Below are 12,316 nucleotides of genomic sequence, written 5' to 3' on the forward strand. Positions count from 1 at the left end.
CCGGTATTAGTATCACGGTCATGGTGCGCACCCCTCTGACCCCGCTGGAACGTGAACGCGGCCGCTTCCTCGGCGTCCTGCTGCGGCAGGCCCGCGGCGAACGCAGCATGGCCGAGATCGCCGCCGCGGCCGGGATCTCCGCCGAAACCCTCCGCAAGATCGAGACCGGCCGGGCCCCGACCCCCGCGTTCTTCACCATCGCCGCCCTGGCCACCACCCTCGGCCTCGGCCTGGACGAGATCGCCGCGCGCTGCGCCGCGGTCTCCGAGCCACCAGAGGAGGACAGCGCCGACAGCGCAGCGGCATGACCCGGCCCGCTCCGGGTGCCCGTCCCAGGGCGGCTTTTGTTGCGGCAGGATGAAATCCGCACATCTGTGTGTTGGTGCCTTCCGGCAGGACGTGGAGACCGGAAGGACACGGGGTGACGGACGTAGTGGCGGACGAGCCGGGGACACAACAGGGCTGGGTACGGCGGCTGACCCGCTGGTGCTGGCGGTACCGGCGCAATGTGCTGCTGGCCCTCGGCTCCTCGCTCGGCGGGATGGCCGTCATGGCGCTCGTCCCGCTCGTCACCAAGCTGATCATCGACGACGTGATCGTGGGCCATGACCGGTCGATGGCCCCCTGGGCCACCCTGCTGGTCGTCGCCGCCCTCGCGGTCTACGCCTTCACCTACGTCCGCCGCTACTACGGCGGACGGCTCGCGCTCGACGTCCAGCACGATCTGCGCACCGAGATGTACGCCTCGATCTCCCGGCTCGACGGCAGCCGCCAGGACGAGCTGTCCACCGGCCAGATCGTCGGCCGCGCGACCAGCGACCTCCAGCTGATCCAGGGCCTGCTGTTCATGGTGCCGATGATGATCGGCAACGTGCTGCTCTTCCTGGTCTCCCTCGTGGTGATGGCGGTGCTCTCACCGATGCTCACCGTGGTCGCGCTCGCCGTCGCCCCCGCCCTGTGGATCGTCGCCTCGCGCAGCCGCGTCCGGCTGTTCCCTGCCACCTGGCACGCCCAGGGGCAGGCGGCCGCCGTGGCCGGGGTCGTCGACGGGGCCGTCACCGGTGTCCGTGTCGTCAAGGGCTTCGGACAGGAGGGCCAGGAGACCGGCAAGCTGCGCGAGGTCAGCCGCGGCCTGTTCGCCGCCCGGCTGCGCACCGTCAAGCTGAACTCCCGCTACACCCCCGCCCTCCAGGCCGTGCCCGCGCTCGGCCAGGTCGCCATGCTGGCGCTCGGCGGCTGGATGGCCACCCGCGGTCAGATCACCCTCGGCACCTTCGTCGCCTTCTCCACCTATCTCGCCCAGCTGGTGGGACCGGTCCGGATGCTCACCATGATGCTGACCGTCGGCCAGCAGGCACGGGCCGGAGTGGAGCGCGTCTTCGAGCTCATCGACACCGAGCCCGCCATCGAGGAGCGCCCCGACGCGCGGGAACTGCCCGCGGACGCGCCCGCCACCGTCGAGTTCGACCGGGTCACCTTCGGCTACGACCCCGCCCGCCCGGTGCTCTCCGAGGTCTCGCTGCGGATCGAGCCGGGAGAGACCCTGGCCGTCGTCGGCGCCTCCGGAAGCGGCAAGTCCACCCTGTCGATGCTGCTGCCGCGCTTCTACGACGTGACCTCCGGCGCGGTCCGGGTCGGCGGCCACGACGTACGCGAGCTGACGTACGCCTCGCTGCGCGCGGCGATCGGACTGGTGCCTGAGGACAGCTTCCTCTTCTCCGACACGGTGCGTGCCAACCTCGCCTACGGGCTGCCGGACGCCACCGAGGAGCGGATCCGCGCCGCCGCCCGCGCCGCCCAGGCCGACGGCTTCGTCTCCGCGCTCCCCGACGGCTACGACACCCAGGTCGGCGAGCAGGGGCTCACCCTCTCCGGCGGTCAGCGCCAGCGCCTGGCCCTGGCCCGGGCGATCCTCACCGACCCCCGGCTGCTGGTCCTCGACGACGCCACCTCGGCGGTCGACGCCCGGGTCGAGCACGAGATCCACGAGGCGCTGCGCGGGGTGATGGCCGGACGCACCACCCTGCTGATCGCCCACCGTCTGTCCACCCTGGCGCTCGCCGACCGGGTCGCGGTCCTCGACCGTGGCCGCCTGGTGGACATCGGCACCGACGAGGAGCTGCGAAAGCGGTGTGCGCTGTACCGGCGGCTGCTCACCGACCCGGACGAGCTCAGCGGCATCACCCGCGACCCGGCCGGGCGCCTCGCCGCCCGCGACGGTGACGGCTCCGGCCGCACCGCACCGGTGGCGGAGGACCGGACCGGCCACCGGCCGTGGGAGGTGTCCGCCACGGCCGGGGCCTTCGGCGGTGAGGCGTCGGCCACGGGGCTGGCCGAACCGGACCTCGACGGCCACCGGCCGGCCGGTGCGGTGGCCGCCGGCGGGCGTCCGGACCGGTCCGGGTACGAGACCGCCGCCACCGGTACCGCCGGACCCGCCCTCGGCGCCGCGCCGTCGGCGGACGGCGACCGCGCGGCCGGGGACACCCCCGATCTCGCCGGGCTGACCGCCGCGGCCCGGCGGCGGCCGCACGGCGGCGACGACCCCGAGCACGCCGCCGCGGCCGACGGCGCCGAACCGGCCGCCGCCCCCGCCGTGACCCCCGAACTGTGGGTACGGCGCGCGGGCGAGGACTCCGGACCCGCCGTCGGGAACGGCGGCACCACCGCCTCCGCCCCCGCCCCCGGGATCGCCGGGGCGCTCGCCGGGATGCCCGCCACCCCCGAGCTGCTCGCCAAGGTGGAGGCCCTGCCGCCCGCCACCGACACCCCCGACGTCGACGAGGAGCGCGCCGTGCGCCCCGAGAAGGCGTACGGGCTGCGGCAGTTGCTGCGCGGTTTCGGCGCGCCGCTGCTGGTCTCGCTGCTGCTGGTCGCCGTCGACGCCCTCGCCGGGCTGCTGCTGCCGGTCCTCATCCGGCACGGCATCGACGAGGGTGTCCAGCGGCTGGCGCTGGGGGCGGTGTGGGCCGCGTCCGGGCTCGCGCTCCTCGTCGTGCTCGCCCAGTGGGCCGCGCAGATCGGCGAGACCCGGATGACCGGACGCACCGGTGAGCGGGTGCTGTACGCCCTCCGCGTCAAGATCTTCGCGCAGTTGCAGCGGCTCGGACTCGACTACTACGAGCGCGAGTTGACCGGCAAGATCATGACGCGGATGACCACGGATGTGGACGCGCTGTCGACGTTCCTCCAGACAGGTCTGGTCACCGCCGTGGTCAGCCTGCTCACCTTCTTCGGCATCCTGGTCGCGCTGCTGGTCATCGACGTCCAGCTGGCGCTGGTGGTCTTCGCGACCCTGCCGCCGCTGATCATCGGCACGGTCTTCTTCCGGCGGCGGAGCGTCAAGGCGTACGAGCTGGCGCGCGAGCGGGTCAGCGTGGTCAACGCCGATCTCCAGGAGAGCGTGGCGGGGCTGCGGATCGTGCAGGCGTTCCGCCGTGAGGGCTCCGGCCGGGAGCGGTTCGCCGGGCGCAGCGACGACTACCGCCGGGCGCGGGTGCGCGGCCAGTGGCTGATCTCGGTGTACTTCCCCTTCGTCCAGCTGCTGTCGTCCACCGCCGCCGCGCTGGTGCTGATCGTGGGTGCCGGACGGGTCGGGGACGGCACGCTGACCGCGGGCGCGCTGGTCGCCTACCTCCTCTACATCGATCTGTTCTTCGCCCCCGTGCAGCAGCTTTCCCAGGTCTTCGACGGCTATCAGCAGGCCAGCGTCTCGCTCGGCCGGATCCAGGAGCTGCTGCGCGAGCCGACCACCACACCCCTGGCCGCGGCGCCGCGCGCGGTGTCCGCCGTCCGCGGCGATGTCACCTTCGAGGACGTGCGCTTCCGCTACAACGGCGAGGGCGAGGAGGCGCTGTCGGGCATCTCGCTGACCATCCCAGCGGGCCAGACCGTGGCATTCGTCGGGGAGACCGGCGCGGGCAAGTCCACGCTGGTCAAGCTGGTGGCCCGGTTCTACGACCCGACCGGGGGCGCCGTGCGTGTCGACGGCACGGATCTGCGCGAGCTCGACCTCACCGCGTACCGCAACCGCCTGGGCGTGGTTCCGCAGGAGCCGTACCTCTTCCCCGGGACGGTGCGGGACGCCATCGCCTACGGACGGCCCGACGCGAGCGACGCCGAGGTGGAGGCGGCCGCGCGGGCGGTCGGCGCCCACGCCATGGTGGCCTCGCTGGACGGGGGCTATCTGCATCCGGTCTCCGAGCGCGGACGCAATCTCTCCGCCGGACAGCGGCAGTTGATCGCGCTGGCGCGGGCGGAGCTGGTGGACCCGGACGTCCTGCTGCTGGACGAGGCGACCGCGGCGCTGGACCTGGCCACCGAGGCGCTGGTCAACCAGGCCACCGACCGGCTGGCGGGGCGCCGCACCACCCTGGTGGTCGCCCACCGGCTGACCACCGCGGCCCGTGCGGACCGGGTGGTGGTCCTGGACCACGGCCGGGTCGTCGAGGACGGCACCCATGAGGAGCTGGTGGCGCGGGACGGCCGCTACGCCACGCTGTGGCGCACCTTCACCGGCGAGGCGACCCCGGTCGGCGCGTAGCCGGGGGGCGCGGCGCGGGGGGTCGCGGCCCGCTCGGGCGGGCCGATCGCCCCCGCCGTCCGTCACTCTCGGCGTTCGTCCGGGGTGACACAGGGTGAGATCAGGGTTCCATCCCGCTGGCCCGCGCGATGCCCTCCACCTCGAGCCGGTCCCGCTCCCGCTGCTCCGCCTCGGCGGCCACCCGCTGCTTGTGCCGGTGGAGGAAATCGGGGTCCCCCGCCCGTTCCTGCGGGACCAGCACTTTCATCCCCTTGGCGTGCGGACTGTCGCCGAGGTCGACCACCACCCGCTCGTCCTGGGAGGTGAGCAGACCGAACAGCACCAGCAGCTCGGCCTGCAAGGCGGGGGTGAACAGCTCCTTCTCCTCCGGACCCATACCGAGTTCATAGGTTCCCCCGCGGACGGCCGGTGAGGTGCTCAGCTCGCGCAGCAGCCGCATCAGCAGCTCGAGCGAGCGCGGATCGATCCGTTCCTGCAACTCCGTCAGATATCGCGTCAGCCGCTCGGCCCGTTCACTCCGGTCGTGCCGTTCGTCTCGGTCCATGTACGCAGCATGGGCCATCACAGCCCGCTACGAAAGGGGGCGGGGGTAACAACTCTCCGTATTCGGCCGTCGGTTGGGCCGGAAAGAGACCCCTAGCGACTGCGGCTGTGCCCCGAGTAGGTTCTCGGCGACCTGTGCGAATTCGTGTGAAACCAGGGGAAGAAGAGGAGGCCGCATGGGCAAGGCGCTCAGATGGCTGTTGTCGCTGGTGATACTCGTGGGGGCGGCCGGATGGGGTGCGGGGAACGCATCCGCGCGGCCGGCCGCCCCCCAGGAGCCGGACATCAAGGAACGTGTCCTCGACATTCCGGGGATGAGTTTCGTCGAGGAGAAGCCCTACGTGGGATACCGCTTCCTCGTCTTCAGCTACACCCAGCCGGTGGACCACCGCCATCCGTCGAAGGGGACCTTCCAGCAGCGGTTCACCCTGCTGCACAAGGCCACGGACCGCCCGACGGTCTTCTACACCTCGGGCTACAACGTCACCACCACTCCGCGCCGCAGTGAGCCCACGCAGCTCGTCGACGGCAACCAGGTGTCGATGGAGTATCGATTCTTCACTCCCTCCCGGCCACAGCCCGCCGACTGGTCGAAGCTGGACATCTGGCAGGCCGCCAGTGACCAGCACCGCCTCTACCAGGCGCTGAAGCCCGTCTACGGCAGGAAGTGGCTGGCCACCGGCGGCAGCAAGGGCGGAATGACGGCGACCTACTACCGCCGCTTCTACCCGCGGGACATGGCCGGAACGATCGCCTACGTCGCCCCCAACGACGTGGTGAACAAGGAGGACTCGGCCTACGACCGCTTCTTCCGCACCGTCGGCACGGCCGAGTGCCGCACCAAGCTCAACGCGGTGCAGCGCGAGGCGCTGGTGCGCCGTGACGAGATCGTGGCGCGCTACCAGAAGTGGGCCGACGACGAGAAACAGACCTTCACCGTCGTCGGCAGCGCCGACAAGGCGTACGAGAACGTGGTCCTGGACCTGGTGTGGGCCTTCTGGCAGTACCACCTGCTGAAGGACTGCGCGGACGTCCCCGCGGCCACCGCCTCGACCGATGAGCTCTACCGTTTCATCGACGAGATCTCCGGCTTCTCCGCCTACACCGACCAGGGCCTGGAGACCTACACGCCGTACTACTACCAGGCGGGCACCGAGCTGGGTTCGCCCTCGTTCCGCACCCCGCACCTGGACGGGCTGCTGCGCTACCCGGGCATCTACGCCCCGCGCAACTACGTCCCGCGGGACATCCCGATGCGCTTCAAGCCCAAGGCGATGCGCGACGTGGACAGCTGGGTGCGCCATGACTCCCAGCGGATGCTGTTCGTGTACGGGCAGAACGACCCGTGGGGCGGGGAGCGGTTCCGGCTCGGCAAGGGCGCCGAGGACAGTTACGTCTACACCGTCGCGGGCGGCAACCACGGCTCCAACATCGCCGGTCTCACGGCCGGTGAGAAGGCCAAGGCCACCGAGGCGGTCCAGCGGTGGGCGGGGGTCTCCCCGGCCGGCAAGCCGCTGGCGCCCTTGGACAAGCGGCTGGACAAGCGCGACCTCGAGCGCCTGCCGGTCCTGAGGCCGTAAGCGGGGCCGGAGACCTCGTCCCCGTTCCGGCGGGACGGAGGGGTACGGGGCCGGGGGCTGCGGCCCCCGGCCCCTTCCGTTGTGGTGCCGCTTCCGCGGCCGGCTCAGTCGTAGGAGAGGCCGTGCCCGATCGGGTACAGCACCCGGGACGGCTCGTCCGCGTCCCGCACCGCGACCGGCAGCCGGCCGCGCGGATCCGCCTTCCCCGCGATCACCCGGGCGGCCGCCCGCAGTTCCACATCCGTCCATGAGTAGGCGGCCAGCGACGCCCCGGGCTCGGCGTCCGCACCCCGCAGCCGCGCGATGTCGTAGGGATTGCGGATGGCCAGGTGCACCACCGGCCTCCCGGTGGCCACCAGCGCCGAGACCAGGGCCCGCTGCGCGGATCCGGCGCCCACGTTGTACGTCGCCACCACCACCGCGTCCCGGCCCCGCGCCGCCGCCACCGCCTCGTCGATCCGCCCCGGCGACGGATCGGGCGCGGTGCCCGTGCCCGTGGACAGGGCCTCCGCCGAGAACCCGAGACCGTTCAGCGCACGGGCGAGCACGGCCGTGGGCGGCCCGCCGGTCCCGGACGGCGCGGCCGGGTCCACCCCCACCACCAGCAGCCGGTGATGGCGCCTGCGGGACAGCGGCAGCAGCCGCTCCCGGTTGGTCAGCAGGGTGGTGGTGCGGTCGGCGATCCGGTCGGCGGTGGCGCGGTGCTTGGCGGTGCCCACCGTGCGGTCCACCTCCCGGGCGCTGGTGTACGGATCGTCGAACAGGCCGCGGCGCGCCTTGAGTTCCAGGACGCGCCGCAGGGACTCGTCGAGGCGCGCCTCGGTGAGCTCGCCGTCCCGTACGGCCTTGTGGACACCGCGCCAGGCGGCGGACAGGTCCGGCGGGTTGAGCAGCTGGTCCGCACCCGCCTTCAGCGCGAGCACCGGCACCCGGTCGTCGCCGTACTTCTTGCGCACGCCCTCCATGCCGAGCGAGTCGGTGACCACCACACCGTCGTAGCCGAGCTCCTCGCGCAGCACACCGGTGAGGATGGGCCGGGAGAGGGTCGCGGGGTCGTCGGCCGGGTCCAGGGCCGGGAACAGCAGATGCGCGGTCATGATCGAGTCGATGCCCGCCGCGATGGCGGCCCGGAACGGCGGTGCGTCCAGCCGCTCCCACTCCTTGCGGGAGTGGGTGATCACCGGCAGGCCCACATGGCTGTCCACGGTGGTGTCGCCGTGCCCGGGGAAGTGCTTGGCGGTGGCCGCCACCCCCGCGCTCCGGTACCCCCGCACCTGGGCGGCGACCAGCCGGGCGACGGCCCGGGGGTCGGCGCCGAAGGACCGTACGCCGATCACCGGGTTGGCCGGATTGACGTTGACGTCGGCGACCGGGGCGTAGTCCTGGCGGATGCCGAGCGCGGCCAGTTCGGCTCCGGCGATCCGGCCCGCGGTGCGCGCGTCCTTCGCGCTGCCGCCCGCGCCGAGCGCCATCGCACCGGGCAAAAGGGTGGCGGGGGCGCCGATCCGGGCCACGATGCCGTGCTCCTGGTCCGTGGAGAGCAGCAGTGGCACGGGGGCCCGGCGGTCCCCCAGCGCCGCCTTCTGGATGCCGTTGGAGAGCGCGGCGACCTGGTGGGGGTCGCGGATGTTGTGCGTCCAGCCGAAGTAGATGATCCCGCCGACGTGGTACTTCGCGATCAGTTCGGCGGCGTTGGCGACACCCAGTTCCTTCTGGTTCGACGCGACGTCGGCGGGGTCGGGCGCGGTGGCCGAATGCCCGTACACCCGCATCACGAAGAGCTGGCCGATCTTCTGGTCCAGCGTCATCCGCCCGATGAGCGCATCGACGCGGTCGCGGTGGTGGTTCCGGGCGGTGTCCCCGTCGCGTGTCGCGGCCCGGTCCCCGGCCGCACCGGGCCCGGTGCCGGGGCGGGCCGAGGAGGTGGTGGCGGAGGGGGACGGGCGGCGCGCCGGGGCACCGCCGAGCGCCCCTGGGGCGCAGGCGGTCGCGGCGGCGGCCACGGAGGCGGCGGTGGCGGCGAGCAGGGCGCGGCGTGACGGGGGCTCGGGCACCCGCACTCCTTCCGTCGAGGTGGAGGGGGTGGCTGGCGGTTGCTATGACACGCTTAAGTGGAAAGCAGATCCGGGTCAATGGGAATCGCTTTTTCGGTTCAACTTCGGTCAGGAGAAGACCGGTTGTGAGGGCAGACGTTCCTTAGGCACCACGAAGACGGCGATCAGATGGAACGGCGCGAAGCATTCCGGCGGTGGTGAGGGATGCCGCCCCGCGACGAGCACCAGCCGGTCCCCGGACCGCCGCAGCGTCGCCGACGGCCATCGCGCGCACCCCGTGGTCATGGACCAGCCGACCAGCGCGGTCCGCGAGAAGTCGGTGTTCCGGGCTTTGGCGGTGATGGCGTCGGCCCGCCGGCCGAAGTGGCCGGCGAAGGCGTCGAGTCCGGCCCCGTCGCGCAGCACGGTGTGGATCTCGGGTGCGCCGCCGGAGGTGCTGGCGAAGTAGGCGAGCCCGGTGTCGATCCGCCCGCTGTCGATCCGCCCGCCGGGCCGGGACGGGGAGGTGCCGCCGGTGCTCCGGGAGGGGTGCGCACCGGCGGCGGGATGCTCCCGGCCGCAGGCGGCGGAGAGCGTGATCAGCGACGCGGCCAGCAGCGAGGCCGATACCGCTCTGCGGAGACTCCCCATCAGCACACCGCTTGGACGCCCGGCGGGCCGGGCCGGTTCCCGGGGCGGCGCGGGTTTCCTGAGGTGATGAGGAACGGGGCACATCCGCCCATAGTGACAGCGGCCCGTGGCCCGGCGCCGGTACCCGGCCTCCCGACGCGTCGGGTCAGGTGGTGCGGTGGGGCCAGAGGTCGCGCAGCAGGCGGACGGTCTCGGTGATGGCCGGGCGACGCGAGGCGCCGGTGCGCCACAGGGCGTACAGCCGTCGTACCGGGACCGGTTCGAGGGGGACCGCCCGCACCCCCTCCGGCAGCGGGCCGCGCCCGAGGCGGGGCATCAGGGCGATCCCGAGCCCGGCCGCGACCAGCGCGATCTGGGTGTGGTTCTCCGCGGCCTGGTAGGCGAGGTCCGGTTCATGGCCCGACGCCCGCAGCGTACGGACCAGCCAGTCGTGGCACACCGACCCCGGCGGCTGGCAGATCCAGCGCTGGCCCGGGAGGTCGTCGCGGCTCAGCGCCCGTTCCCTGCCGCGTTCGGCCAGCGGATGTCCGGCCGGGATCAGGATGTCGCACGAGTCGTCCCCGATGACGGCCCGCTCCAGACCCTCCGGGGCGGGCAGCGGCGCGATGTCCCAGTCGTGGGCGACCGCCATGTCGATCACGCCCTGCGCCACCAGGTCCAGCGACAGATGCGGATCCACCTCCAGCAGCCGGGCGTCCAGCGAGGGGTGTTCCTCGCGCACCCGCGCCAGCACCGGGGGCATCAGCCCGCGCGCCGCCGTGGCGAACGCGCCGATCACCAGCCGCCCGGTGGGACGGCCGCGCCGCTCCTCCAGCGAGGTCTCCGCCTGTTCGACGATGGCCAGCAGCTGCTGCGCGGTGGCGGCCAGGTGCTGGGCCGCGTCGGTCAGCGCGATGCCCCGGCCCTGGCGCTCCAGGAGGGTGGTGCGGGTCTCCCGCTCCAACTTGGCGATCTGCTGCGAGATCGCGGACGGGGTGTAGCCGAGCGCCGTCGCCGCGGCACTCACCGACCCGTGCACGGCGACCGCGTGCAGAGCCCGCAGCCGGGCCAGATCCAGCATGGGGCGCCTCCCTCTCACCTTTTATGTTCGCTGCATCCAACCATGCAGAAATCCGCGCTGGTGCTACAAGGTCGCCGGACATGATCCTCGACCCATGCGACCTGCACACATCGCCCTCGCGGTCCTCGTCGCCGCCGCCTGGGGCGTCAACTTCACGGTCATCGAGGTGGGGCTCGACCACTTCCCGCCGCTGCTCTTCTGCGCCCTGCGGTTCCTGGCGGCCGCGCTGCCCGCGGTGTTCCTGGTCGGGCCGCCACGGGTCGCCTGGCGCTGGGTCCTGGGGGTCGGGTTCGCGCTGGGGGTGGCCAAGTTCGGGCTGCTGTTCATCGGGATGCACGAGGGGATGCCCGCCGGTCTCTCCTCGCTGGTACTCCAGATCCAGGCGGTCTTCACCGCGCTGTTCGCCTCCGTGGTGCTGGCCGAACGCCCCACCCGGGTCCGGCTGCTGGGCATGGGTGTCGCCCTCACCGGAATCGCGGTGGCCGCCGTCGACGAGGGCACCTCCGGTCCGCTCCTCGGCTTTGTGCTGGTGATCGCGGCGGCGGCGTTCTGGGGCGTCTCCAACGTCCTCATGCGCAAGGCCGCACCGCCCGACGGCTTAGCTTCATGGTGTGGGTGAGCCTGGTGCCGGTGCTGCCGCTGCTCGGGCTCTCGCTGATGTTCGAGGGCGCCGAGCCCGACCTCCGGGCGCTGGCCGGGGTCGACTGGGCCGGGGCGGGCACCGTCGGCTACGTCGCCTGGATCACCACCGTGTTCGGCTTCGGGGTGTGGGGCTTCCTGCTGCGCACCTACGACGCCTCGGCGGTCGCCCCCTTCTCGCTGCTGGTGCCGGTGTTCGGAATGTCCTCGGCGGCGCTGGTGCTGGGGGAGGAGATCAGCCCGCTGCGCCGGCTGGCGGCCGCGCTGCTGGTGGGCGGGGTGGCGCTGACCTCGCTCCCGGCCGCCCGGCTGCGCGGTCTGCTCAGGCCGCGTCGGCGAGCAGCCGCAGCAGATGCTCCCGGGCCGGAGCGAGCAGCCCCGGCAGCTCCGGCGCCTGCGGGTACCAGCGCTTCTCGTACTCCCAGCACAGCCAGCCGTCCCAGCCTTCACGGCTGAGCAGTTCCACGCACTCGGTCAGCGGCAGCACTCCGGCGCCCAGCGGCAGCGGGGTGGTGTCGTCGGCCGAGGCGATGTCCTTGACCTGCACATAGCCCAACTGCGGGGCGAGCGCCGCATAGCTGGTCGCCGGATCCTCCCCGGCCAGCCAGGTGTGCATCACATCCCACAGCGCCCCGACGCTGCCGTGGCCGACCGGCCCGAGGACCCGCGCCGCGTCGGCCCCGGCCGGATGCGAGTCATGGGTCTCCAGCAGCAGCCGCACGCCCCGCTCGGCCGCCTGGGGCGCGACGGCGGCGAGCCGCCGGGCGGCCGTCGCGTCGGCCTCGGCCGTGCTCTGGTCACCGCCCCCGGGGAAGACCCGGACGTTCGGCGCGCCCAGATCGTGCGCGAGCCGCACCAGCTCGCCCAGCTCGGCCAGCACCGGCTCGTCCGGCCCGGCCGCGGCGGCCCGGGCGTACCCCGCGACGGTCAGGATCTCGATCCCGCCCCCCGCGAACTCCCCCACCACCTGGGCACGCTCCTGGGCCCCGATCCCGGGATGCACCGGCTCCTCGGGGTGGGCGCGCAGCTCAACCCCGTGATACCCGCTGTCGGCGGCGAGCCGGACCACGTCGCGCAGGGGCATACCGGGGACGCCGAGGGTGGAGAAGGCGAGCTTCATGGGGGCTCCGTTGCTCGTCGGGGATCTTCAACGGGACGCTAAGCAGGGGCACGGGCGTGGTCAATCCCGCCGTGCCGGTCAGGCCCGAACCGGTCGGACGACCGGTCGCGCCCGCCGGGGGCGGCGGAGCTTGACGGGGGCGGGGGT

Annotated in this window: 8 protein-coding genes and 1 pseudogene; 4 read left to right on the top strand and 5 right to left on the bottom strand. The window is 73.0% G+C overall.

The features are described 5' to 3' along the window. The first annotated feature begins 20 nt into the window (after positions 1-20). The gene (locus tag HUT19_RS26490) at positions 21-308 is read left to right on the top strand and encodes a helix-turn-helix domain-containing protein (protein WP_176182858.1); all 288 of its coding nucleotides are present in this window, start codon (positions 21-23) and stop codon (positions 306-308) included. Between the two features lie 113 nt (positions 309-421). Further along, positions 422-4,543 (top strand): ABC transporter transmembrane domain-containing protein, encoded by a 4,122-nt coding sequence (locus HUT19_RS26495; protein ID WP_254885800.1) that lies wholly within the window; start codon positions 422-424, stop codon positions 4,541-4,543. A gap of 100 nt (positions 4,544-4,643) precedes the next feature. On the opposite strand, the gene HUT19_RS26500 is transcribed toward HUT19_RS26495, so the two are convergent. Then, positions 4,644-5,087, bottom strand: a complete 444-nt coding sequence (locus HUT19_RS26500; protein ID WP_176182859.1) for a hypothetical protein — start codon at positions 5,085-5,087, stop codon at positions 4,644-4,646. A gap of 175 nt (positions 5,088-5,262) precedes the next feature. On the opposite strand from HUT19_RS26500, the gene HUT19_RS26505 reads away from it, so the two are divergent. Continuing rightward, entirely contained in the window at positions 5,263-6,666 is a 1,404-nt protein-coding gene (locus HUT19_RS26505) for a S28 family serine protease (RefSeq protein ID WP_176182860.1), read from the top strand. Positions 6,667-6,770: 104 nt separating this feature from the next. Here HUT19_RS26505 and HUT19_RS26510 read toward each other — a convergent pair whose 3' ends face one another. From HUT19_RS26510 to HUT19_RS26520, 3 genes are all read right to left on the bottom strand, one after another. Further along, positions 6,771-8,720 carry a glycoside hydrolase family 3 protein gene (locus HUT19_RS26510; RefSeq protein WP_176182861.1) on the bottom strand — a complete coding sequence of 650 codons (1,950 nt, stop codon included), beginning with the start codon at positions 8,718-8,720 and terminating at the stop codon, positions 6,771-6,773. Positions 8,721-8,828: 108 nt separating this feature from the next. Further along, positions 8,829-9,350: a hypothetical protein gene (locus HUT19_RS26515; protein WP_176182862.1), complete on the bottom strand. Its 522-nt coding sequence runs from the start codon at positions 9,348-9,350 to the stop codon at positions 8,829-8,831. Positions 9,351-9,495: 145 nt separating this feature from the next. After that, positions 9,496-10,410 (bottom strand): LysR family transcriptional regulator, encoded by a 915-nt coding sequence (locus tag HUT19_RS26520; RefSeq protein ID WP_176182863.1) that lies wholly within the window; start codon positions 10,408-10,410, stop codon positions 9,496-9,498. Positions 10,411-10,504: 94 nt separating this feature from the next. Between HUT19_RS26520 and HUT19_RS26525 the strand changes: the two are divergent. Then, positions 10,505-11,346: pseudogene (locus HUT19_RS26525) on the top strand (EamA family transporter); the annotation flags it as partial. A 25-nt stretch (positions 11,347-11,371) separates the two neighbouring features. On the opposite strand, the gene HUT19_RS43250 reads toward HUT19_RS26525, so the two are convergent. Beyond that, positions 11,372-12,169, bottom strand: coding sequence for a sugar phosphate isomerase/epimerase (locus HUT19_RS43250; protein ID WP_254885801.1), 798 nt, complete (start codon positions 12,167-12,169; stop codon positions 11,372-11,374). Positions 12,170-12,316: the final 147 nt, after the last annotated feature.

It is taken from the genome of Streptomyces sp. NA02950, from assembly GCF_013364155.1.
In the GTDB taxonomy this organism is placed as follows: domain Bacteria; phylum Actinomycetota; class Actinomycetes; order Streptomycetales; family Streptomycetaceae; genus Streptomyces.

Coding starts and splice junctions, on each gene's coding strand:
- HUT19_RS26490 (WP_176182858.1), top strand. CDS start 21: ATGGTGCGCACCCCTCTGACCCCGCTGGAACGTGAACGCGGCCGCTTC.
- HUT19_RS26500 (WP_176182859.1), bottom strand. CDS start 5,087: ATGGACCGAGACGAACGGCACGACCGGAGTGAACGGGCCGAGCGGCTG.
- HUT19_RS26505 (WP_176182860.1), top strand. CDS start 5,263: ATGGGCAAGGCGCTCAGATGGCTGTTGTCGCTGGTGATACTCGTGGGG.
- HUT19_RS26515 (WP_176182862.1), bottom strand. CDS start 9,350: ATGGGGAGTCTCCGCAGAGCGGTATCGGCCTCGCTGCTGGCCGCGTCG.
- HUT19_RS26520 (WP_176182863.1), bottom strand. CDS start 10,410: ATGCTGGATCTGGCCCGGCTGCGGGCTCTGCACGCGGTCGCCGTGCAC.
- HUT19_RS43250 (WP_254885801.1), bottom strand. CDS start 12,169: ATGAAGCTCGCCTTCTCCACCCTCGGCGTCCCCGGTATGCCCCTGCGC.